The organism is Acidovorax sp. Leaf191 (assembly GCF_001424425.1).
Classification (GTDB): Bacteria; Pseudomonadota; Gammaproteobacteria; order Burkholderiales; family Burkholderiaceae_C; genus Acidovorax.
In genome coordinates this window covers 515,245-538,462 of sequence record NZ_LMPT01000018.1, presented here as the reverse complement: position 1 = coordinate 538,462, position 23,218 = coordinate 515,245, and the positions used below count along the sequence as shown (strand labels likewise).

Here is a 23,218-nt window from a genome sequence, read left to right as displayed (position 1 = left end):
TGTTGATTTCCATGCAACCGTAACCCACCATTTCCATCTCGATCTGACCCACCCTGGTTCGTGAGCTTCACGCTCACGTTGTGGATAAGTTCTTGGCTATCTTCTCCTTCTTGGTGGTCTGTGGTGGTTGCTGTGCGGAGCTGTTCTTGAACCGGTAGCTGTCGTTGCCGGTTTCCAGAATATGGCAGTGATGCGTGAGTCGGTCCAGCAGCGCCGTGGTCATCTTGGCATCTCCGAACACATCAGCCCACTCGCTAAAGCTCAGGTTGGTGGTGATCACGACGCTCGTGCGCTCGTACAGCTTGGACAGCAGGTGGAACAGCAAAGCTCCTCCTGACGTACTGAACGGCAGGTAGCCCAGCTCATCCAGGATCACCAGGTCAGCATAGGCCAGGCGGTGCGCGATCTGCCCCGGCTTGCCCTGGGCCTTCTCCTCTTCCAGTGCATTGACCAGCTCCACCGTGGAGAAGAACCGCACCCTGCGGTGATGGTGCTCGATGGCTTGCACCCCGAGGGCTGTGGCGATGTGGGTCTTGCCCGTACCCGGTCCACCCACCAGCACCACGTTGTTGGCGTTCTCCAAGAATTCGCAGCGGTGCAGCTGGCGTACCAGTGCCTCGTTCACCTCGCTGTGGCCGAAGTCAAACCCAGCTAGGTCCCGGTACGCCGGGAACCTGGCCACCTTCAATTGGTAGGCCACCGACCGCACTTCGCGCTCGGCGGTCTCGGCCTTCAGCAGCTGGGACAGGATGGGCTGTGCTGCATCAAAGGCCGGTGCACCTTGCTCGGCCAGCTCCGCAACCGCCTGGGCCATGCCGTGCATCTTGAGCTCACGCAGCATGATTACGATAGAAGCGATGGCAGGGTCATGACGCATAGCGTGCCTCCCTCAATTGGTCGTAGCGAAGCACATTGGCTTGAGGTTCCACCTCCAGCTTGAGGGCCTGCGGCGATGTGACCGGTGCTGGAGCGGGCTTGCCGTCCAGCAGGCGGTGCAGCACGTTCAGGATGTGCGTCTTGCTGGCAGCCCCTGACTCCAGTGCCAACTCCACTGCAGCGAGCACAGCCTGTTCATCGTGGTGCAGCACCAGTGCCAGTACCTCCACCATCTCCCGGTCACCGCCGGTTTGCTTGAGCAAGGTGGCCTGCAGGCGCTTGAAGGCCGGCGGCAACTCCAGGAAGGGAGCTCCATTGCGCAGGGCCCCGGGCTTGCGCTGCAGCACCGCCAAGTAGTGGCGCCAGTCGTACACGGTTTGCCCGGCACCATGGTGGTTACGCTCGATCAGGCGCTGGTGCTCGCACACGATCTGGCCTTCGGCGGCAATCACCAGGCGATCCGCGTAGACCCGCAGGCTCACCGGCCGATTGGCATACGGCGCCGGCACGCTGTAGCGATTGCGCTCGAAGTGGACCAGGCAGGTGGGTGAGACGCGCTTGGTGTGTTCCACAAAGCCATCGAAGGGCCGGGGTATCGGCATCAAGGTTGCCTTCTCTTGAGCCCAGACATCCGCGACGGTGCCCGGCAGCTTGCCGTGCTCGATCTCGTGCCACAGCGCCACGCAGCGCTCTTCAAGCCAGGCATTGAGATCGGGCAGGCTTGGGAATGGCGGCACCACTTGCCACAGGCGATGGCGGGCATCGCGCACGTTCTTCTCCACCTGGCCCTTCTCCCAGCCCGACGCGGGATTGCAGAACTCGGCCTCGAACAGGAAGTGGCTGACCATGGCCGCAAAGCGCGCATTGACGTCGCGCTCCTTGCCACGGCGCACCCGGTCTACAGCGGTGCGCATGTTGTCGTAGATGCCTCGGCGGGGCACACCGCCCAGCACGACGAACGCATGGTTGTGGGCATCGAACAGCATCTCGTGCGTCTGCAAGGGATAGGCGCGCAGGTAGAACGCTCGGCTGTGGCTGAGCTTGAAGTGGGCTACCTGCAGCTTGGTGCGCACGCCAGCGAGAACAGCCCAGTCCTCGCTCCAGTCGAACTGAAAAGCCTCGCCCGGGCCGAAGGCCAGGGGAACGAAGGTGCCGCGCCCCGTGGTCTGCTGTGCGACTAGGCGTTGCTCTTGCCAGAGACGGGCAAAGGCCGCTACGCGGTTGTAGGAGCCGGTATAGCCCAGCGCCTGCAGATCGGCGTACATCTGCTTGACGGTGCGCCGCTGCTTGCGGGATCGGCCGGCCTCCGTCTTGAGCCAGCCCGAGAGCTTCGATGCGAAGGGGTCGAGCTTGGAAGGACTGACCCGCTTGGCGTAGTGCGGCTCGGCCTCGCCTGCTCGTAGGTACTTGCGGATGGTGTTGCGCGAGAGGCCCGTGCGGCGGGCGATCTCCCTGATGGACAGCTGCTCTCGCAGGGCCCAGCGCCTGATGACACTCAGTGTTGCCACGTCTATCACTCCTGGTCTCCTGCTGCTCAACAAAGCAGCAGGTTAGGGTTAGTACGTGGGTCAGGTTTGGATGGAAATCCTGGGGGTCAGTGGGTCACTTCTGCGTGGAAATCAACACANCCATCCAGCTGAGTGTGCACACCCGCCTCAGTGTTGCCACGTCTATCACTCCTGGTCTCCTGCTGCTCAACAAAGCAGCAGGTTAGGGTTAGTACGTGGGTCAGGTTTGGATGGAAATCCTGGGGGTCAGTGGGTCACTTCTGCGTGGAAATCAACACATCAAGATCGAAAAAATGGATCTTTTCGGTGCTTGGTCCAGCCTGTATAACGTCGCGCCGCCAGGGGATCCGTTAGCGCTCAACTGGTCAGAAACGTCAAGCCCGGGCTACATCTGGAGCGAGTCGGGCGACGGGCGCATTCCCATCTACCGGTACTACAATCGCCTTTCCGACTCGCACTACTTCAGCACGAACGCCGGTGAACGGGACAGCTTGCTCAACCAGCAGCGCGGGTGGCTGGACGAAGGCATTGCGGGCTACGTGAGTGCAGGCCCTGCCCCCGGCTTGGTCCCCATGTATCGCTTGGCCAAGGCTGGACTCGATGGTTCGATCTACGCAAGAGGCTCAGAGCTCGCTGCGTTGACCAACCAAGGTTGGGTCAACAAGGGCATTGATGGCTATGTGGGCGACCCTGCCGGCAGCGCACCGTTGGGCATGGTCAAGCTTTACAGCTTGCAGAACAACAACAAGGTGCGAAACGGCGACAGGACTGACGGCCTTTACACGACCGCCCTGAGCGACCGTAACGCCCTGCTGGGCCTGAACCCGCCGGCCCAAGGCGCCGCCAACTCGCGCGCGCCCACAGTCTATGCATCCGCTGGCGGTCTGAGCATAGAGGTCACCTATCCGCAAGATTTGATCAGCAGCACCACGCTGGAGTACCGGCTCATCGGCAGCGGCAACTGGACCACTGCCCCCACCGGCATTCAGCGGTCCTTCGGCTCTGCCGCCCGCTTCGACGTTAGCCAACTGGGCCTGCTCAACGGCAGCTACGAGTACCGCATCCGCAACACCAACCCAGAGAAGACGCGTGATGTTGGCTCCGGCACGTTCAACATCGGCGCAGAAAACCCATCAGCATTGCCAGTGATGGCAGGCGTCAACCAAGGCACTGCCAATATTGACGGTACGTTCTACCGCGTGCTGCAATGGCCCAAGCCGCCATCCGACTGGACTGTGACCTTGCGCTACAGACCCAAGGGAAGCACCGTAGCCTACACAGAACGTGCGGTGGGCAGCGGCATCTTCAGCTATGGAGACGGTCGCACCAGCGGCATGGGAATCGGCATGCAAGGCATCGCCCTCAATATGGGGGCGGGAGACTTCGAGTACATAGTGCTCGCCCAGAAGGCGGGCGGCTCGGAAAAGATGCACGCCACCGGCGCGCTCTCCGTGCCGCAGGGCCTCAGCGCGTGGGACAGCACGGCACCCATCACTTCAGCCAACAACAACGTCACCAACCTTGGCATCGTTGGGTATGTGTGGACAGAGCCACGTTATGACCGTAAGCCGTTGTACCGCTTCTATATGCCGTACAACAACGACCACCATATCACCACGGCAGACCCTACGGTTATCGCGATGTTCGAGCGGTTCATTGCCGACTATCAAGCAAACCCCAGCACGCCAGAATATGCGCGCTTCGACGGGATCATGGGCTACGTCGAGACTTCGTCGAATGACAACAATAGCCGCTTGTACCAGTACATACACGGCAACGAAAATATTTACCGCCTGACGGCCAACTCTTCGGACATTGGTAACTACACGCCCTTGAACTCAGCGCCAAGCTCGCTGAGCCCAGGCGTCTGGTACCAAAGCGCATACCAGCAGGACGGCTTCATCTCCAAGGTGCCAGCCCCTGGCACCACGGCGCTGTACGCCGTGTACGACGGCAACTCATTTGGCCCGATGAGCAAGGGCGACTACCTGACCACCGTCTACGACCAGGAAGTGCTTGCCGGGTACATGATGAACGCGAGCCACAGCGCGACGGCCAAGATTGCGGGCGTCAAGACCAGCATGGCCCAGATCGACGGTCAGTTGAGCCCTGTCCTTCAATGGGAAAAGCCCGAGGCCAATGCCAGGGTGACGGTCACAGCCTCGCCGCCGCTGCCATCGTTCGGCAGCTCGCCCTTCGTGTTCACGCAGGGCGACAGCCATGGCAGCCAGTTCAGCGCTGGCGGTAGCCAGGGCATCACGCTCGGCACCATGCAGCCCGGTGCCAGCTACACCATCTCGGTGGTCATCGAATACCCCGCCACCAATCAGCACCGAGCCTACAAGGCCCGCACGGACATCACCATCAACGTGCCTGCCGCTGGCCCCAGTGGCGCCGTCGCCATCATCGACAACACGCCGGCCTACACGCCGCCTTCGCGCATTGTTGCCGGCACGCCCTACAACCTGACCAGCCGCGCCATCAGCAGCCGCACCTACGACCGCTGGAGCAACGTCACCTCGGTGGAAGACCCGCGCGTGCTGGATTCGTCAGGCCACTACAAGACCACCTACCGCTACAACGCCAACAACCAGCTCATCGAGCAGACCCTGCCCCAGAACTTCCCCGAGGGCTCCTCGACCACCCGCATCTACTACGACCAACTGGGCCGCGAGATCGGCGTGCGCGACGGAGTCGGCAACCTCAACATCAAGGTCTACGACGCAGCCGGCAACCTGGTGCAAAAGCGCAACGCCGACGGCGGGCGCACCGACTACCGCTACGACGCTTTTGGTGATCGCGTTTCGTCCGCAGAGGTCATCAGTGCGCAGCGCACGGTGGTCACCCACTTCGCCTACGACAAGCTCTCGCGTCTGAAGGAGACAGCGCTGCAGCAGGCCATCACCCGCCAGGTCGTGACCAACACCGAAGGCACGGTACAGAATGGCCCTCAAGGAGAACACGCTGCCAACGGCGTGACCCTGACAAGTCAGGTACAGACCATCCTCGAACGCGTCGAATACGACGAGGCCGGCCGCCGCGTGCGGGTCATCAACGGCAACGACGAATCCACCCGCTACGTTTACGACCGCGCTGGTAACGTCGTCTACACCGGCCAGGAGGCGGGTCTGCGGCCCGCAAACGGAAAGGTAGACGGCAAACCGGATGGCCATGACCTGCAGGCCAGCTACGTCCTGAAGTACGGCTTCGTCTACGCCTACGACGCCATGGGCCGCAAGGTGGAGCAGGCCGACGCCAACGGCCTGGGCCAGACCTGGACTTACAACACTCTGGGCCGTTTGGTCGGCCATGGCGATGGCAACGGCACCGTTCAGTATGACTACGCCTACAACCTGGCTGGCCAGCTCACGCACGAGGGCAATAGCGGAACGGACATCAACTGGACTGGCACAAAACTCAAAAAGAGTATTGACTACCAGTACGACGGCGCAGGCCAGCTCACCCGCATTCAAGACAACTTCCTGGGCCAGACAACGACTTACAGCTACGACCTGACAGGCAACCGCCTAAGCGAGCGTGTCACGCAAAAGACCAAGCTGGCCAATGGTGAATATGCGAACGTCGTCTACCAGGACAACCGCCTGTTCTACGACGCGCAGAACCGCCTGCGTGCCGTGCTGGACGGTCGCGTGGATGTGCGCATCGACTATGACCTGGCGGGCAACCGCAGCAGCGTGTCGACCAAGGTCAAGACACAGTCCAGCGGCACCGAGAAGGTCAACAACAGCGTCACGCGGTTCACCTATGACGCGATGAATCGGCAGAAGAGCAGCAACGAGTACGCCTGGAACGGGGATCAACTCGGGGATCTGCAGGAGCGGCACGAGTACGCCTACGACCTCTCGGGCAATCGCACCGCCGACAACAATGTGTTCATCCGGGGTGGCGGCGAGAACGGCAGCAACGTCAACGGCAGCTATGCCTACACCTACGATGACCTGCACCGCATGGTGAGCTACAGCGGCTACGGCATTGCTGAGCGCCAGACCTACCAGTACGACGGCGCCGGCCGTGCGGTCTACACCATGTCACTCGTCAAGCGCGATGGCCTGTGGAACGAGGAGCACCGCTACAACCAGTACAGCGCCACCGGCAAGCTGCAAGACACACGTGCGGTGCTGCGCCGCGATGATTCCAAAGCCAAGACCCATGTGGACGATATCCGCTACCACGACACGGGCTCGGCCACCGGCCTGGGCTACGACAACGCGGGCAATCTGCGCGGCTACCAGCAGGTGAGCGATGGCACAGCCACCACTACGACGTACCAGCATGCGGCGCTGAACGGCAGCTACCTGCAGTTGACAGCGACCACCGTGGGTCGTGGCAACACTGCCATCAGCCGCACCTGGCGCGATGCCAATGGCTTCATCAGCAATGTGGAGGAGACCAATACCGGAGGCAGCCCTACCTTCAAGGACCTGCGCTTCAACCGCGCCTTCGTCAATGACGTTCAGGGCAATGCGCTGTATGTGAACCAGGCTGCAGGCCGCACGAACGAGGCAGATGGAGTGGTAGCAGGGCGCATCATGAATGAGCCCGGCGGTTACGTAGGCGGCTGGATCGGCAACTCCATGGACCCAGGCCACGTCCAACGCCAGTTGGTGGCCAACGGTGAGGTGCTGGGGCGCTATGGCGATGCGTATGACCGCGTCAACTCCTCGCCGCAGGGAGAAGTGCTTAAGTACGTGCACTCCACAGACTTCCAGATGGAGGCCCAGGTGCTCAATCTGAAGGGCGCCAGTGTCGATCCGGTCTCCTACACGGTGGTGGGCGGCGAGACGCTGCGCGATGTAGCCCGCAATGTGCTAGGCGACGCCAGCCTGTGGTGGCGCATTGCCGACGCCAACGCCCTAGCGGTCTCGGCCGATGCCCCGCTGACCGCAGGGCAGACGCTGTCGGTGCCCAAGCTGGCGCTGAACGCGAACAACGCAGAGACCTTCCAGCCGTACGACCCGAGCAAGATCACCGGCAGCATGGATCCCACGCTGCCCATGCCTGCGCAGGGGGACAAGTGCGGAGGAATGGGCAAGATCATCATGATGGTGGTAGCTGTCGCGGTGGCCGCTGTTACTCAGCAGTGGTGGCTCGCCAATATTTCCAACATTAGCGGCGGAGTCCTCGGAGCTATCAGCGAGGGGGCTTATGGTGCCCTGGCAGCTTCAGGCGCAGCGGGTGGTGCTGCGGGCTCCATCGCCAGTCAAGTGGTAGGCAATGCAATTGGAGCCCAACAGGGTTTTAATTGGAAAAACGTGGCGTTGTCGGCTATTAGCGGTGGGGTGTCGGGTGGGCTCGCTGGGGCAGACTTCCTGCCTACCAATCTCGGAGATTTCGGCAATGCTGCGGTGCGCGCAGCATTAGGCAGTGCAGTTACGCAAGGAATTGGCGTCGTTACGGGATTGCAGAGGTCCTTCAGTTGGACCCAGGTGGCTGCATCCGCAGTGGGGGCCGGCGTAGGTGCAGAGGTCGGCTCGCTGCTCAATGCGAACGGCACATTCAACAACCTGGGCAACTTTGGCGGACAACTAGCGCGTGGCGCTGTCGCGGGATTTGCGGGTGGCATGGCCGCGGCAGCGATGCGCGGTGGACGGATCTCCGTTCAGCAGGTCGCCATGGATGCATTCGGCAATGCCCTCGGCCAAAGTTTGGGGGAGTCAATGCAGCCCAGCCAACAATCGCCCTACAGCTTGGCGGGCGCAGGGGCTAGGTTGTCCAACTGGACGGAGCAAGCCCCTAACAGCAGTCCGTACGATGACACTTACCGCCAGACGAACTTGGAGCGGATGTCGATGATGGCACTCGGCGGTGTCTCCGACAGTCAAACTTCAGCGCAAGTGCAGGAGCGGTGGATCAGCGGTAGCGGCGTTGTCGCTCCACTGATGACACCGACCTCATCCAGTTCCGGCAGCCTCATTGCTAGTCCAAGCCTGCTGAGTCGAAATGGCCAAGGAGGGTACAGCTGGGACAGCGGCGTTAATACATACCCGGTCGCTACAAGAAGCATCCAAGGTACCGCACTTGAGACAATTCAACTTGCAAGTGGACCAGTGACGGGTTTGGGGCAGGACTACAGCCTGTTCTCACGAGCGTCAATGGAAGAGTATTGGAGCGGCGATGGCGTAGTAAACCGTACCATGCGCGCGGTAGGCAGCTTGGCTTACGACGTGGCCAATGCGCTGACTCCTGCAGACTCCACGCCGCTAGAGCTCCAACGCGCCCAAGAACTGGGGCAACTGCGGCAAGACTTTAGTGCAGCGCGATCAGCGGGTGACATTGCAGCCATGCAAAGCGTTCAAGCACGCCATGCGCAAATTACCTCAAGCGATGGCAACCCATCCATGGTTCAAGTGCCGATGGCTTCTGACATTCTGCGTGCACAAAGTGTCTCAGGGCTACCTGCCGACCGTAACTCGCTGGGGCTAGCTGCAGGCGCGGCAATAGCACAAGGCTTCAGCGGGATGATGACGCCCAAGAGTGGCGGCGTGCCAAGTTCGCCAAGTAGTATCGCGGGGGTACGGACTGAGGCTAGTAGGTTGTCCCTGTCATTTGAGGACAGCCTAGTGCTGCGAGGAGATGCTTCTCGCGCTCAGATCGTTCAAACAATCGGCGATGCGGCGCAGCCGTCGCTTCAGAGTATATGGAAACTCGACCCGAATGCGCGCATTGGGTTTAGAGGAAGTCTTGTTGATGGTTTGAAAAACGATACGAAACGGGGCTTGAATGGCGAGCGAGTTGCATTTAATGGCACCGTTGCCACAAAAAAAGGTAAGCCCTTCACCGGCGCGCAAGGCTACGACGCCGATTTCTTCGTCGTTAGCGATGATTTGGCTGATCAATTTTCAAGAAAGACTTTCTTTAGGGACATAGCTAAATTAGATGGGTCATTGAAAGGTACTTTCCAAAAATTCGGGAATACCATGCAGAGCAATACAACCCTCGGTGGGATGAAAGCAGAACTTCCTACGTTTAGAATATACACCACAGATGAAATAGCGAAAAAATCGGGCTCTCAATATTACTTCTTGCAGAGCGGCAAATAACGGAGAAAATTTCGATGAAAAATATACTGGCGGAAGTGGAGATTCCAAGCTCCTTGCCCTTGGAAGATATGGCAAAAAAACTGGGCACCATAATAGGAAGAATTAATTTCGAACGCGAGGATACTGGGCGCTTCGAAGAAGTTCCGGCTCTTACCGCGAAAGATGAAAATTCTGGCATGACGTTTGTATTACTTGGAATACCTGAAGGAGAAACTTGTGACGCCTACATTCTCGAGTTCTCCGCCGAAACCAGACTTTCCATTTCGGAATTCAGCGGAAATCTACCTAGATTTATGAGCGATATTTTTATCGAAAAGGATGTGAACGCAAGAGGATATTTTGACTATTCCAATGAATTGGCCACTGCTCTAACGGCTAACGGAATTAGTGCGACGAAATCGGCGCCATGAGCTTTTGGGACAAGTAGGTGTCGCATCCCGGATGATTGCATAGACTCTAAACGCTATCCACTCTTCATGGCCCGAGCTGTTTTAAAGGAGTTGATAGAGTCCTTGCAATCTATCCAGGGAGTGAAGCCATGTTGATAGCCCTGCACAAGAACGCCCGCACCACTCCCGCCGTGCGCGCCGAGATCGCAGCCAGCAATGAACCAGCCAGCGTCCTGGCCCAGCGCTTTGAGATCACTGAGCAGACGGTCTACAAGTGGAAGAAGCGCGAGGTCTTTGGGGACCGCTCGCACACGGCCCATCACTTGCAGACCGTGCTCACGCCTGCGCAAGAAACCGTGGTGGTGCACCTTCGGCGTACCTTGCTGTTGCCCCTGGATGACCTGTTGGCGGTCACGCGGGAGTTCATTTGCGCCCAAGTCTCACGCTCAGGCCTGGACCGGTGTCTGCGCCGCCATGGAGCAGGCAACCTCAACACCCTCAAGCCCCAGGAGCCTGTGGTGGTCCACAAGGCCTTCAAGAGCTACGAGCCAGGCTACGTGCACATGGACGTGAAGTACCTACCCCAGATGCAGGACGAGAGCAGCAGGCGCTATCTGTTCGTGGCCATCGACAGGGCCACGCGCTGGGTGTTCGTGCAGTTCAAGGCCAACAAGACAGCGGCCAGTGCCAGGGCCTTTCTCAAAGCACTTCACAAGGCCTGCCCGATCAGGATCAACAAGCTGTTGACAGACAACGGCAAGGAGTTCACGGACCGCCTGTTTGCCAGCCGGGAGCGCGAACCCAGCGGCAACCATGAGTTCGACCAACTGTGCCAGGAGCTGGGCATAGAGCACCGGCTGACCAAGCCCAGGACTCCGAGAACCAACGGCATGGTGGAGCGGTTCAATGGCCGCATCGCGGACGTCCTGAAGACCCACCGATTCAACAGCCGTGAGGACATGGAGCAGACCTTGCAGCGCTATGTGGCCTTGTACAACCACCAACTGCCGCAGTCAGCACTGGGCAGCAAGACGCCGATGCAGGCCATGAAAGAGTGGTACCAGGAACACCCGGATCTGTTTCACAAGCGGCCATATGATCGTCCGGGATGTGACACTTAGAGAGCAACTTCTGGGATTACTATCAACTTAACAAGAGCGGGAGGCGCGATGGGTTTAGGTAATGAGTACATTTATTGAATGGACGCTTGCGTTCAAGGACGCTATTTCCGATAGGCAACGTACCGTATGCCCTGAGTGCGGGCATGTGGGGTTGGATTTTCAGTTTATTGGAAATCAAGATACGAAGATGGGGCACGCTTTTGTGTGGTGCACGGCCCATCATCACGGAATTCACGTGTCACGCACAAGAATTCCTGAAGGGGTTTTAGTGTTGCCACTGGATGTTCCTTCGGCCGAACTAAAAAAATATGTTCCTGAGATTGAATTGATTAGCTCGTAATAATCCACGAAATTTCTGAAGGTCCGCCGCGAGCGGACTTTCTTCATTTGGCAATACCGTGAGTGGCGCCGACCGCGTCGTGATGAACTCCGGCGGCGACCGCCTGCTTGCCACCATGGGGCCTGCCCGACTGAGTCATCCTGAACAGTACGGCACCATCATGGATGACCTCGCCAACAAGGGGGTTGACGTTCGCTTCACAGAGGGCCAATTCGCGTATGGGCCGTCGGCCACGCGGGGTGTGCCGGGAAATCTTGTCCTCGACCCCGATGCGTCGATGTCGGCGCTGAGGCATGAGTACGGTCACTTCTTGGATGACCAGGCGCTCGGCTTCCCTGGGCAGCGGTTCTACTATGAGAGCCCTGACTTCCGCCTTGCTTCTGAACCTAGTCAGTATCTCGGTGAGATTAGAACGGCCCGGCAGCTTGGCGATGATGCCGCTCGTGCTCAGCTGATTCGCGACTACCTCGGTGAGAAGAGCTACCTTATTGACAGGTACTACTTCACTCAGGATGGAAAGCCCATCCCGTACGGAACTTTGCGCTGATTTAGGAGGCCAAACTATGTTGTTTCCGACAGACCCTACCACCCGGCCAGGCTTGATGACAGAAACTCTGAGCCTACTTTCGAGCAAACCACAGATTGTGGCGGTGCTTGATGGCAATGCCCATGAGAACCAGATTGCTGCGCTGCCGGACAGAACGCTCGCCATTGAGCTCTGCCGGCAGTTCGAAAGCGCAAGCATCAAGCGGGTTGGCTCAAGTCGCGGTGCCGCGATTGGCCCTGTCTGGGCGTTTGATACGGCCGAAGACTCGGCGGAACTCAAACTCTGTACATTGCCCGGAGCTGCTGGGGAACCGTTGGACAAGGCGCGCTGGGCCAATGAAGTTCAGACGATTGTCATGAATATCGAGTTTGAAGAGCGGGCGATTCGCGAGCTACGATTTCCGGTGAGACTCGAAGGAATCGAATGTCAAGGATGGGAAAGGCGCGATGACCACAAGGGCTCCATCTTGCGCAGGAGGAGTTGAGACCTCACCGAGGCCCGCCAGATGCGGGCCTCGATATTTGGCAATGCAGGAAGTGCTGGCAGCTTGGCTGTTGGGGAGACGCCGCCGCTACTGACGCTTTCGCGACAACCTAGAACGGTAACGAGGAACGCTCTTAGCGATGCCGAGTTTGCTCAAGCGCAGGACCTTGCTTCGTTCCGTGGCGGTACGTTCGTCGGGGCGCCGACGGATAGCTTCCCCGGCATTGATGGATGGCTCGACGGTGTGCCGACCCAGTTGAAAATAGTGACGGGCAATGGCGAACAGGCGGTTCTTCGCAACATCGTCAAGGGCGCCAGGAACATGTCCGCTTAGGGTTACGTCGGCGACATCGCTGTGGACGCGACCCGAACAGGAGTCAGCATCGACGGCTGTGCCAAGTTCGTGACTCCTAACACGCCTGTCGGACGCATCCTGAATGAAGGCTCGGTAAACAACGTTTACGTCAAGTTCGGCGACGGCTGGCTCAACATCACGCAAGGCACGCTCGTTGTGCCAGGGAGGTAATGTGTCCAACAGCGTATTCGTTCCGGTTCATCGACTACCCGCATCCCTGGACGAGGTTCAACAGGCGGTCGGTCGTGCATTCAAAGGGTTTGGTCTCGCGCCACCTGAAGTGCAACTGCATGAGCCCACCAGTCCGCCAAAGGCTCTGGCAGATTCAATCGTGACGCTTCGTGGCAACGGCCTTCATGAGCATTGCTGGGTCTCCTTCGGCGAATACCCAACCGAGCTCACGGGCGCTGACGCCGCGACCCACATGGGCGACGTAACAACGCGAGGAAGTTGGCTGTTTGCAGCAGTTGTGGTTATGGCGCTGTTCGAGTTTGGTGGGTCAACAGCCTTCAACGATTCGGGTGAACTCGATGGCCGGCCGGAGTACGACGCGGAGGCCCTTTGGCGAGTGATTGACGCAGGGCTAATCGCAGGCAATCAGTACTTGGCACGCTGGTGCGCAGCATCCGAGTCCAGGTCGGCCATTGGCCGCCCGTGAGGGTATGGCCTTGACGCGGTGGTTCAACGTCGCAGCCGGTACCCCTGCATCAGCCCATCCAGCGCCTGCACCCATCACCCCTGGCGTAGCAGCGCCGCATCGCATTCAGGTCCTGCCCATTCCAGACCTCTGCCGGCGTCAGGCCGCCCAAACTTTGATGTACCCGCACATGTTTGTAGAACCGGGCGAACTCATGCAGCCGCACCTGCAAGGCTGCGGCGTCAAGAATGGCGAGTTGCCGCAGTAAGGGCTTCAAGGTGCCAAACAGCCGCTCGATACAACCGTTTTGCCAGGGCGAGCCCGAATCGATGCGCTGGCGCCGAATGCCTGTCAACTTGAAAAATGTGACCCACAGCCTGCCGGTGAACATGCCTTCGTTGTCGGTGCGCACAACTACAGGCGAGCCATGCTCGGCACACGCTCCGCGGAACTCTGACAACACGGTCCAAGCGCGCTTGAGGGTCAGCACCTTCAAGCGCATCAGGGCACGTGCGCGCATGTGCAATGAATCCAAACGAATTCCAAGTCACTGAGCGGCAGCATGTGCGGCGTGGCAAGAATCGACCGCTGCCGCTTGCCTATCAAGCGCTAGCCGCTATCAAATTCATACTATGCTGCCTACGTGCGGTCGCGCAGCTTGGCGGACACGCGCCACAAACTCAAAGCCACGCCTTGTGCACACACCGCTGCAGACACACCAACTTCGCGCCCAAGTCGCGTTTACTGCCGCATCAGCGGGACTGGCACGTCGAGAAATTCTCATCTGTGCGGTATCCCGCAGAGGCGAAATACCGTAACCCCGTAGCGTCCAACTCCCCCAGGTCCGCGCTATATATCGCGTATCCTGCTACGTCCAGCCTTTCTCCCAGCTCTCCCATGCAATCTCTGCCCAGCAACTTGCCCCCTCTCCTTGCCCAAGCACTCGAAGCCAGCTCCACCGGTGATACCGACTTGGCGCTGAGCCTGTTTGCACAGGCCGCCCAAGACCCCGAGACGTCTCCCTGGGCGCATTTCCTGATGGGTGCCGAGTACGCAGCATTGGGAAAAATGGACGAGGCAGAAGCTGGCTTTTCCACAGCGGTGCTTCTGGCCCCTGGAATGCTGGTGGCACGGTACCAGCTAGGGTTGCTTCAGTTTTCGTCGGGGCGTGTTTCTGCGGCATTCCTGACCTGGCAGCCGCTGGTGGAGGGGGACCCGGACACCGCGCTGTGCCAGTGGATCAAAGGATTCGCGGCCCTGGCGCAGGATGACTTTGAGACCGCACGCGCGCACTTCGAAGCGGGTATTGCACTGAACACCGACAACCCCCCCATGTCTGCGGACATCCGGCGCGTGATCGCGGAAATCGATCAGTTGATCGACTCCTCAGCCGACAAAACCCCAGCGCCCACACCCGAGGTGGCAGAGAACGCGGAAGAAGGCGACGCCGCCCACGTCCTGCTCTCGAACTACCGCACGCAGCAATCGCTGCACTAAAGCACCCAAGCGGTTGCAAAGCAAGCTGCCATGACCCGCATTGACACGTCCGCACTGAGTGCGTTGCTCCGCGCTCAGCTGCAAGCCAAAGCGCAAAACGGTGGTGCGAAAAACCCGCCCGCCACGCAAACCACCGCAAGCGGACAAGGAGGGCACGATGTGGCTCGCCAGGCCAAGGCAACGCCAAAAGATGGACGGGCGATGGGCGGGGGTCTGGAGCTGGAGCCGAAATGGATACAGCGCTTGCAAGGGATCGCGGCTGACGACCCGGAGCGCAAGCGCAAGGCTTTCAGGATTTTCTTGGAGTCGGTATTGGAAAGAGAACTGGGGTCAGCGTTTCAAAGCGACATTCAGTTCGGCCAGGTGATCGAGCAGGTGCTTCAGCAGATTGAATCGGATCCGGAGTTGAACCAGAACAGCCTGCAGGCTGGCGAGATACTGCTCCGCCAGGCGACGTAGGTAGCCAGGGTCTTACCAGCAGCCAAAAAGAAAAAGGCCCCGCGCTATGGTTTAGATAGCTGCGGGGCCTTGATGCTGGCGGAGAGGGTGGGATTCGAACCCACGGTAGTGTTGCCACTACGCCTGATTTCGAGTCAGGTACATTCGACCACTCTGCCACCTCTCCATGTGTCGAAGCATGTGATTATAGCAGCAGTTTTGAAGGGTTCCGCCAGCTGCCACGGTTCCTGGCAACCGCTCGAGGCGCTCACGGTGCCATCGCCTCGCATCCCAATGCGGTGCATCCACCCACATCTTGATGCAGGTCATGGGGCCGCCCTGCACCCGGTGGCACGATCCTGTGCAGCCAGCAGCCTTTGCGCGCCAAGGATCTTCGGCTCGCTCGCCACCCTCTCTTCGAAACTTTTCAAGGACACTTTCACCATGCGATTCGCACACATCGTCGTTGCCGCCTCTTTGTTCGCCGCAGGCTCTGCCATGGCAGGCCCTTGCGATCTCGAGATCGAAAGCACGGACGCCATGAAGTTCAGCAAGGACAGCCTGAGCGTGCCGGCCAGCTGCAAGAAGGTCACCGTGAAGCTGGTGCACACGGGCAAGCTGCCCAAGGCCTCGATGGGGCACAACTGGGTGCTGGCCAAAGCCGCCGACATGCAGTCCGTTGCCACCGACGGCATTCCTGCGGGCGCGGACAAAAATTACGTCAAGCCTGGTGACACCCGCGTGCTGGCCGCCACCAAGCTGATCGGCGGCGGCGAGAGCGACACCGTCAGCTTCGACGCCACCAAGCTCAAGGTGGGCGAGGCGTACAACTTCTTTTGCTCGTTCCCCGGCCACATCGGGCTGATGAAGGGTATTTTTGCGGTGACCAAGTAACGGATGCGTGCTGACTGGTGAAGGCTGGCTGCTGGTTGTCCGCTGATGACCCTGCGGCGCCAGCATTGCAGCGCTGGCAGCCCTAGATCTGGGCGCGTCGGCACAGGGGTCCCTGTGCTGCGGCCTGCGGCCATCAGCAGCCGCGGGGACTGGGGCGCCGCCGCGAAGGCAGCAACCCGTAGCCCGCCCAGCGTCCCGTCAGGCTGCGGGCGACAGCACAGCCACGCCGCCCATGTAGGGGCGCAGCACCTCAGGCACCGTCACGGTGCCGTCGGCGTTCTGGTAGTTCTCCAGCACGGCCACCAGCGTGCGGCCCACGGCCAGGCCCGAGCCGTTGAGGGTGTGCACCAGTTCGTTCTTGCCCTGGGCGTTCTTGAAGCGGGCCTGCAGGCGGCGGGCCTGGAAGGCTTCGCAGTTGCTCACCGAGCTGATCTCGCGGTAGGTGTTCTGCGCGGGCAGCCACACTTCCAGATCGTAGGTCTTGGCAGCGCCAAAGCCCATGTCGCCGGTGCACAGGCTCATCACGCGGTACGGCAGGCCCAGCTTTTGCAGCACGGCCTCGGCGTGGCGGGTCATGTCTTCCAGCGCTTCGTAGCTTTTGTCGGGGTGCGCGATCTGCACCATCTCGACCTTGTCGAACTGGTGCTGGCGGATCATGCCGCGCGTGTCGCGGCCATAGCTGCCGGCCTCCGACCGAAAGCACGGCGTATGGGCAGTCAGCTTGATGGGCAGCTCGGATTCGGCCACCACCACGTCGCGCACGAAGTTGGTCAGCGGCACTTCGCTGGTGGGGATGAGGTACAGCGCTGCATTGTCCGGCACAGGCTCGCCGTCCTGGCCGCCCTTCTTGGCCGCGAACAAATCGCCTTCGAACTTGGGCAGCTGGCCCGTGCCCTTGAGCGAATCGGCATTCACGGCATAGGGCACATAGCACTCGGTGTAGCCGTGCTCCTGGGTCTGCACGTCCAGCATGAACTGGGCGAGCGCGCGGTGCAGGCGGGCGATGGTGCCCTTCATCACGGTGAAGCGCGAGCCCGAGAGCTTGACGCCCATGTCGAAGTCCAGCCCCAGCGGCGTGCCGACGTCCACATGGTCTTTCACCTCGAAGGCAAACGTGCCGGGCGTGCCCCAGCGGCGCACTTCCACGTTGCCAGCTTCGTCGCTGCCCACGGGCACGGATTCGTGCGGCAGGTTGGGCACCGCGACCAGCATGGCCAGCAGTTCGGCCTGCACTTGTTCCAGGCGGGCGGCGGATTGCTCCAGCTCCACCTTGCCTGCGGCCACCTGGGCCTTGATGGCTTCGGCTCCATCCTTGTCGCCGCGGCTCATCAGCATGCCGACCTGCTTGGACAACTGGGTGCGCTGGGCCTGCAGCTCTTCGGTGCGGGTCTGCAGCGTCTTGCGCTCGGACTCCAGGGCCTGGAACGCCGAGACGTCCAGGAAGGCCTGGGGCTTTTTGCGGGTTTCCAGCCGCGCGATGGCGGTGTCGAGGTCTTTGCGAAGGAGAAGGATATCTAGCATGACTAGATTTTAGTTCCCCCCGCAATCCAATCCCCCTGAGTCGCTTCGCGCCTTCCCCCGTAGGGGGACGCACCCGGTGGCCTGGCACAGCCAGATCCACGGGTGCGCTCGCGCAGGCAGTGCCAGATGCGTGCGCTGCTTTCGGACTTAGCCGAGGCTGGTAGGGTCGAAATTGGCGCCGCAAAGAATCAGGGCCACGGTCTCCTGCGGCTGGGGCTTGTACACGCCGGTCTGCAGCGCGGCCAGGCCCAGCGCGGCGGCGGGCTCCACGGCCAGCTTGAATTCCTTCCACAGCCACAGCTGGGCTGCACGGATGGCGTCGTCGGGCAGCAGCAGGGCATCGTGCACATGGCGCTGGCTGACAGCCCAGCCGATGGTGCCGATGCGGCGTGCGCCCAGTGAATCCGCGGCCACACCGCTGACGTCCACGTCCACCGGCTCGCCAGCGGCGCGGGCCGCATGCAGCGTGGGGGCACGCTCGGGCTCCAGGGCCACGACGTGGGCGCGGCTTTCCACCCAGGCGGCCACACCGCCGATGAGGCCGCCGCCTCCCACGCTGACCAGCACGGTGTCGGGCAGGCGGCCGCCCTGCTCTTCAATCTCTGCGGCCAGGGTGCCTGCGCCGGCCACGACCTCGGGCTGGTCATAGGCGTGGGCCTGCAGCGCGCCTGTGACTTTCTGGCGGTCCACGCAGGCTTCGTACGCCTGTGAATAGGCAGCGCCGGTGACGACCACCTCGGCCCCCAGCGATCGCAGGCGAGCGCGCTTGGCCTCGGGCGAGACCTCGGGCACGAAGACCTCGCAGCGCACGCCCAGCGCCTGGGCGGCTGCTGCCACGGCAATGCCGGCGTTGCCGCCGGACGCGATGATCACGCCGCTGTCGGGCACCGGGTTGGCCAGCAGCCGGTACAGCATGCCCCGCGCCTTGAAGCTGCCGCCCACCTGCAGGTGCTCCAGCTTGAGCCAGACCTCCGCGCAGTCCACCCCGAGGGACCGGCCGGGCACGCGCATCAGCGGCGTGGTGCGCAGAAAGCCGCTCTGGCGGTCTTGGATGTGGCGGCGGGCGTCGGCGATGGCGGCGCGATCGATCATGCGGGGGCTCCCAGGGACAAAAGGCAAGGCAGGCAGTGTAGGGGCTCTACAGCGACCTCCGCAGCACCAAGGCAGCGTACAGACAGCCCGCAGCGCTACACACCGATACACGCCGGCCCTGCGGTGGGCCATGGCAAGTGCCGATAACATGGCCAGCACCGTCGCCGGGACCTTGCTGGGTCTCGGGCGGTGCCACCAGGAGGCAGCATGTTCTTTGTATTCGGCCCATCGGGCCAGATGTACCGGGGTGGCCCGGAAAACCTGGCGCAGATCTCGGCAGTGCGGCGCGTACAGCGGCCCCAGGCCCTGCGCACGCGCGAAATGGACGTGCCCACCGAACCCTTCGAGCCCCCGGCCCCCCTGCACCCCACGCCCACGCCGCCCCAGAACCTGCGCCTGCAGGACGCGGTCAGCGCCTATGCCCAGACGGAGCAAGGCCCGCAGCAGGCCCGCCAGCCGCTGAGCAAGGTGAGCGATGTGATGACCACCGGCGCCCTGAGCGTGCAACCCGGCCAGCGCGTCAACGACGCCTGGCAGACCCTGGCCGAGCACAAGGTGGCCCAGGCCCCGGTGGTGGACGCGCTGGGCCGCGTGATCGGCCTGCTGGTGCGCGCCGACATGGCGCCACTCGACCTGTTGCCCGAACCGGGCGCCGTGAAGCAGGCCATCGACCTCGCCCGCCGCCCCGTGTCGGACGTGATGGTGAGCCCAGTTCCCACCGTGGCCGCCGACACGGAACTGCGCCGCGTGGCGGCCGTGCTGCTGGACACGGGCCTGCCCGGCCTGCCGGTGACGGACGAGGCGGGTGTGCTGTCGGGCTTCATCTCGCGCACCGACATCCTGCGCGCGGTGGCGGCAGACCCGCCGCTGGACCTGTGGAGCGGACCGGCCGTGGCGCTGTGATGCCTAAAAGAGGCTGAAAATCAAGCAAAAATGGCCGCTACCGCTTGATGGCAAAGCGCTGGGAGCTATCTAATTTGTAGCACTCTGCCGTGGCGACAATCCTGCCCTTGCGCCGGTGAAGCACGCCTGCCGTGCCCCCGCCAAGGCAAAGCAGCCCAGAATTCAGACTAAAAATGCCTCTACCGCTTGCTGAATAAGCGCAAGCAGCTATCAAATAGGTAGCACCCAAAGAAAAGGGCCCTCAGGCCCTCGTCTTGGTTCGCATGGCACTGCAAGCAGTCAATCAATGCCCCGCAGGCCCCGTCTCCGGCGTGCGCTGGCTGATCTCCAGCCCCGTGGCCGCGTCAATGCGCAAGCCCTTGGGCAGCGGGAACTTGATCGTCTCCTCGATACCGTCCATGGTCCGCACCGACACCGCACCCAGCGCCTTGACGCGGTCGATCACGTCGCGCACCAGAATCTCGGGCGCCGATGCGCCGGCGGTCAGCCCGACGCGCGTCACGCCCTCGAACCACTCGGTGCGCAGCTCGTCGGCGCTGTCGACCATGTAGGCCCGCGTGCCCAGCCGGTCGGCCAGCTCGCGCAGGCGGTTGCTGTTGGAGCTGGTGGGGCTGCCCACCACGATGACCAGGTCCACCTGCGGCGACAAGATCTTGACGGCGTCCTGCCGGTTCTGCGTGGCGTAGCAGATGTCCTGCTGCTTGGGCTCGCGCACCTGCGGAAAGCGCGCGCGCACGGCGGCGGTGATCTCGGCCGCGTCGTCCACCGACAGGGTCGTCTGCGTCACCACCGCGAGCTTGGCCGTCTGCAGCGGCTGCACGTGGGCCACATCCTCCACGTCTTCCACCAAGTGGATGCCGTGGTCGAGCTGGCCCATGGTGCCCTCCACCTCGGGGTGGCCCTTGTGGCCGATCATGATGAACTCGTAGCCCTCCTTGGCGAGCTTGGCGACTTCGACGTGCACCTTGGTCACCAGCGGGCAGGTGGCGTCGAAGATGGAAAAGCCACGCGCCTCGGCCTCCAGCTGCACCGCGCGGCTCACGCCGTGGGCGCTGAACACCAGCGTGGAGCCGGGCGGCACGTCGGACAGCTCTTCGATGAAGATCGCGCCCTTGGCCTTGAGGTCGTTGACCACGTACGTGTTGTGCACGATCTCGTGGCGCACGTAGATGGGCGCGCCGAACTTCTGCAGCGCACGCTCCACGATCTCGATGGCGCGGTCCACGCCGGCGCAAAAGCCGCGCGGCTCGGCCAGCAGGATTTCTTGCGGGGCGGACATCACAGGATCCCGATCACTTGCACTTCGAACGTGACGGGCTGCCCGGCCAGCGGGTGGTTGAAGTCGAACAGCACCGCGCCGTCCTCCCGCACCTGCAGCACCGCGCCCGCGTAGCTGCTTTGCCCGTCGGGCGTGGGGAACTGCACCACATCGCCCACGCTGTAGCGCTCGTCGGGGTCGCCCAGCTGGTTGAGCAGCTTCTTGGCCACCCACTGCTGCATTTCGGTGTTGCGCTCGCCAAAGGCCTCGCCGGCGGCCAGCTCGAACGTGGCGCGGGTGCCCTCGGGCAGGCCCAGCAGGCGCTGCTCCATGGCGGGGGACAACTCGCCCGCGCCCAGGGACAGCGTGGCAGGCTTGTCGGCAAACGTGTTGATCACATCCCCCGCCGGGCCGGCCAGGCGGTAGTGCAGCGTGAGGAAGGAGCCCGGCTGCACCGTGGGAAGGGAAGCATCGATAGAGGTCATGAAAGTCCCGATAAACTGGCCCGTATTGTAGAAAACCGGGCAAAGCCCTACGCCCGTTGATTCCTGACGGGTGTCGATAACCCTGCGCCATGTCCCTCAAAGACCTCCCTCCCGACGCGCAGCCCCGCGAAAAACTGCTGGCCCGCGGCCCCGCCGCACTGGCCGATGCCGAACTGCTGGCCATCCTGCTGCGCACGGGCATCGTGGGCAAGGGCGTGCTGCAGATGGCGCAGGAGCTGCTGGACCCGCCCTGCATCGACCCCAAAACCGGCAAGGTCGCCGGGGGCTTTGGCGGAATTGCAGGACTGCTGCACACCAGCCCTGCCGACCTCGAACGCATCAAGGGCCTGGGCCCCGCCAAGCGTGCCGAGCTGGTGGCCGTGCTCGAACTCGCCCGCCGGGCCCTGGCGCAGCAGCTGCGCGAGCGCGAGGTCTTCGACTCGCCCGATGCCGTCAAGCACTACCTGCAGCTGCATTTGGCCGCCAAGGGCCATGAGGTGTTTGCCGTGCTGTTCCTCGACGCGCAAAACCGCCTCCTGGCCATGGACGAGCTGTTTCGCGGCACGCTCACACAGGCCAGCGTGTACCCGCGCGAAGTGGTGCTGCGCGCCCTGCACCACCACGCCGCCGCCGTGGTGCTGGCCCACAACCACCCCAGCGGCAGCGTGCAGCCCAGCCGCGCCGACGAGGTGCTGACCCAGACCCTGAAAACCACGCTGGCCCTGGTGGACGTGCGGGTGCTCGACCACGTCATCGTGGCGCCCGGGCAGGCCCTGTCGATGGCGGAGAAAGGGCTGCTGTGAAAGCTGGCGCTCCGCCACCCGCTCCCGTACCCATGCCTGCGCCCTTCACGGCACTGCAGGCTGCACTGGCGCGGGCCGGGCGCGCAGCCAGCGGTGCGCCCGAGCCCACTGCCGACATCGGTCCCACTGAACGGCCTGCCTCAGTCCCCACGCCCACGACCCGCGCCACCCGGCGTGCCGCACTGGCAGGCCAGCGCGCTGCCGCCAAGGCGGCCCAGCGCCCGCTGCAGCCGCCCCGGCCCCACGGCACCGCCGCCAGCGAATCGGCGCCCCCGGCCCACCCCCCTGCCGCGCCCCGCCGCCGCGCACCACCTGCCCCGCGCAGGGCCAGCGAGCGCATCACGCAGCTGCAGGACCTGGCCAGCGTGGCCCGCCGCCTGCGCGAGGCCCAGGAGCGCGCAGACGCCGAGGAAAAAGCCCGGCGCGAGGCGGCCGCGCGGCAAGAAGCCGAGCGCCACCTCTTCAGCCGCAGCGTGGGCGCGGTGACGCCGCTGCGCAACCCCAACCTCGCACGGCTGCGCCGCCACCAGCCACCGCCGTTGCCGGTGCAGCACTGGCTGGACGAAGAACGTGTGCTGCTCGAATCCATCAGCGACGACTTCGACGTGAGCACCCTGCTCGACACCGACGACCAGCTGAGCTTTCGGCGCCCCGGCGTGGGGGTGGAAGTGACGCAGCGCCTGCGCTCCGGCCACTGGAGCATTCAGCGCCAGCTGGACCTGCACGGCCTGCGCGTGGACGAAGCGCGGGAGGCCCTGGGCGATTTCATCCGCCACGCCCACAAGACGGGCCTGCGCTGCGTGCGCGTGGTGCACGGCAAGGGCCTGGGCTCGCCGGGCAAGAGCCCGGTGCTCAAGAGCCGCGTGCAGCGCTGGCTGGTGCAAAAAAGCGAGGTCCTGGCCTTTGTGCAGGCCCGGCCGATCGACGGGGGCGCAGGCGCGCTGGTGGTGCTGCTGCAACCCGTACATTCACGCAGGCGGTAAGGGGTGGTGCACCGGGCGCCGAAAACT

The 23,218-nt window shown here is 62.5% G+C and carries 20 protein-coding genes and 1 tRNA gene; 13 read left to right on the top strand and 8 right to left on the bottom strand.

Annotated elements, in window-relative coordinates; genetic code table 11:
- Positions 1 to 73 precede the first annotated feature (73 nt).
- Complete coding sequence (gene istB, locus ASG27_RS14085; RefSeq protein WP_056418232.1) at positions 74 to 877, bottom strand: IS21-like element ISThsp10 family helper ATPase IstB; 804 nt, start codon at positions 875 to 877, stop codon at positions 74 to 76.
- Positions 867 to 2,393, bottom strand: a complete 1,527-nt coding sequence (gene istA, locus ASG27_RS14080) for an IS21 family transposase (protein ID WP_056418229.1) — start codon at positions 2,391 to 2,393, stop codon at positions 867 to 869. Before istA ends, istB begins: the two co-directional genes overlap by 11 nt.
- Positions 2,394 to 2,614: 221 nt before the next feature.
- Between istA and ASG27_RS14075 the strand changes: the two genes are divergently transcribed.
- The 7 genes from ASG27_RS14075 to ASG27_RS26790 all read left to right on the top strand — a co-directional run bounded on the left by ASG27_RS14075 (position 2,615) and on the right by ASG27_RS26790 (position 13,338).
- Entirely contained in the window at positions 2,615 to 9,445 is a 6,831-nt protein-coding gene (locus tag ASG27_RS14075) for an RHS repeat protein (protein ID WP_082493203.1), read from the top strand.
- A 14-nt stretch (positions 9,446 to 9,459) separates the two neighbouring features.
- Positions 9,460 to 9,855, top strand: a complete 396-nt coding sequence (locus tag ASG27_RS26805) for a hypothetical protein (RefSeq protein ID WP_156370562.1) — start codon at positions 9,460 to 9,462, stop codon at positions 9,853 to 9,855.
- 128 nt (positions 9,856 to 9,983) lie between these two features.
- Positions 9,984 to 10,955, top strand: coding sequence for an IS481 family transposase (locus ASG27_RS14070; protein WP_056418222.1), 972 nt, complete (start codon positions 9,984 to 9,986; stop codon positions 10,953 to 10,955).
- A 398-nt stretch (positions 10,956 to 11,353) separates the two neighbouring features.
- Positions 11,354 to 11,842: a hypothetical protein gene (locus tag ASG27_RS14065; RefSeq protein WP_056418218.1), complete on the top strand. Its 489-nt coding sequence runs from the start codon at positions 11,354 to 11,356 to the stop codon at positions 11,840 to 11,842.
- Between the two features lie 16 nt (positions 11,843 to 11,858).
- Complete coding sequence (locus ASG27_RS14060; RefSeq protein ID WP_056418214.1) at positions 11,859 to 12,326, top strand: hypothetical protein; 468 nt, start codon at positions 11,859 to 11,861, stop codon at positions 12,324 to 12,326.
- A 21-nt stretch (positions 12,327 to 12,347) separates the two neighbouring features.
- A complete protein-coding gene (locus ASG27_RS27600; RefSeq protein ID WP_156370764.1) occupies positions 12,348 to 12,659 on the top strand; it encodes a hypothetical protein in 312 nt (103 codons plus the stop codon).
- 193 nt (positions 12,660 to 12,852) lie between these two features.
- Positions 12,853 to 13,338 (top strand): hypothetical protein, encoded by a 486-nt coding sequence (locus ASG27_RS26790; RefSeq protein ID WP_156370762.1) that lies wholly within the window; start codon positions 12,853 to 12,855, stop codon positions 13,336 to 13,338.
- A 49-nt stretch (positions 13,339 to 13,387) separates the two neighbouring features.
- On the opposite strand, the gene ASG27_RS14055 is transcribed toward ASG27_RS26790, so the two are convergent.
- Positions 13,388 to 13,837, bottom strand: a complete 450-nt coding sequence (locus tag ASG27_RS14055; RefSeq protein WP_082485991.1) for an integrase core domain-containing protein — start codon at positions 13,835 to 13,837, stop codon at positions 13,388 to 13,390.
- A 377-nt stretch (positions 13,838 to 14,214) separates the two neighbouring features.
- Here ASG27_RS14055 and ASG27_RS14050 point away from each other — a divergent pair, with 377 nt between their 5' ends.
- Entirely contained in the window at positions 14,215 to 14,814 is a 600-nt protein-coding gene (locus tag ASG27_RS14050; RefSeq protein ID WP_056418208.1) for a tetratricopeptide repeat protein, read from the top strand.
- A 30-nt stretch (positions 14,815 to 14,844) separates the two neighbouring features.
- Positions 14,845 to 15,273 (top strand): hypothetical protein, encoded by a 429-nt coding sequence (locus ASG27_RS26785; RefSeq protein ID WP_156370760.1) that lies wholly within the window; start codon positions 14,845 to 14,847, stop codon positions 15,271 to 15,273.
- 76 nt (positions 15,274 to 15,349) lie between these two features.
- On the opposite strand, the gene ASG27_RS14040 is transcribed toward ASG27_RS26785, so the two are convergent.
- Positions 15,350 to 15,439, bottom strand: a tRNA-Ser gene (locus ASG27_RS14040).
- Positions 15,440 to 15,696: 257 nt separating this feature from the next.
- Between ASG27_RS14040 and azu the strand changes: the two genes are divergently transcribed.
- Positions 15,697 to 16,146, top strand: coding sequence for an azurin (gene azu, locus ASG27_RS14035; RefSeq protein WP_056418203.1), 450 nt, complete (start codon positions 15,697 to 15,699; stop codon positions 16,144 to 16,146).
- Positions 16,147 to 16,344: 198 nt separating this feature from the next.
- Here azu and serS read toward each other — a convergent pair whose 3' ends face one another.
- Complete coding sequence (gene serS / locus ASG27_RS14030; RefSeq protein ID WP_056161727.1) at positions 16,345 to 17,667, bottom strand: serine--tRNA ligase; 1,323 nt, start codon at positions 17,665 to 17,667, stop codon at positions 16,345 to 16,347.
- Between the two features lie 147 nt (positions 17,668 to 17,814).
- Positions 17,815 to 18,759 carry a threonine/serine dehydratase gene (locus tag ASG27_RS14025; protein ID WP_056418200.1) on the bottom strand — a complete coding sequence of 315 codons (945 nt, stop codon included), beginning with the start codon at positions 18,757 to 18,759 and terminating at the stop codon, positions 17,815 to 17,817.
- Between the two features lie 207 nt (positions 18,760 to 18,966).
- Between ASG27_RS14025 and ASG27_RS14020 the strand changes: the two genes are divergently transcribed.
- A complete protein-coding gene (locus ASG27_RS14020; protein ID WP_056418197.1) occupies positions 18,967 to 19,662 on the top strand; it encodes a CBS domain-containing protein in 696 nt (231 codons plus the stop codon).
- 283 nt (positions 19,663 to 19,945) lie between these two features.
- On the opposite strand, the gene ispH is transcribed toward ASG27_RS14020, so the two are convergent.
- Positions 19,946 to 20,941: a 4-hydroxy-3-methylbut-2-enyl diphosphate reductase gene (gene ispH, locus ASG27_RS14015; RefSeq protein ID WP_056161721.1), complete on the bottom strand. Its 996-nt coding sequence runs from the start codon at positions 20,939 to 20,941 to the stop codon at positions 19,946 to 19,948.
- Positions 20,941 to 21,405 (bottom strand): FKBP-type peptidyl-prolyl cis-trans isomerase, encoded by a 465-nt coding sequence (locus ASG27_RS14010; protein ID WP_056418195.1) that lies wholly within the window; start codon positions 21,403 to 21,405, stop codon positions 20,941 to 20,943. The genes ispH and ASG27_RS14010 overlap by 1 nt, the downstream gene beginning before the upstream one ends.
- 89 nt (positions 21,406 to 21,494) lie before the next feature.
- Here ASG27_RS14010 and radC point away from each other — a divergent pair, with 89 nt between their 5' ends.
- Together radC and ASG27_RS14000 are read left to right on the top strand one after the other, a co-directional pair.
- Positions 21,495 to 22,208, top strand: a complete 714-nt coding sequence (gene radC, locus ASG27_RS14005) for a RadC family protein (protein WP_056418191.1) — start codon at positions 21,495 to 21,497, stop codon at positions 22,206 to 22,208.
- A gap of 338 nt (positions 22,209 to 22,546) precedes the next feature.
- Positions 22,547 to 23,191: a Smr/MutS family protein gene (locus tag ASG27_RS14000; protein ID WP_056418401.1), complete on the top strand. Its 645-nt coding sequence runs from the start codon at positions 22,547 to 22,549 to the stop codon at positions 23,189 to 23,191.
- Positions 23,192 to 23,218 lie beyond the last annotated feature (27 nt).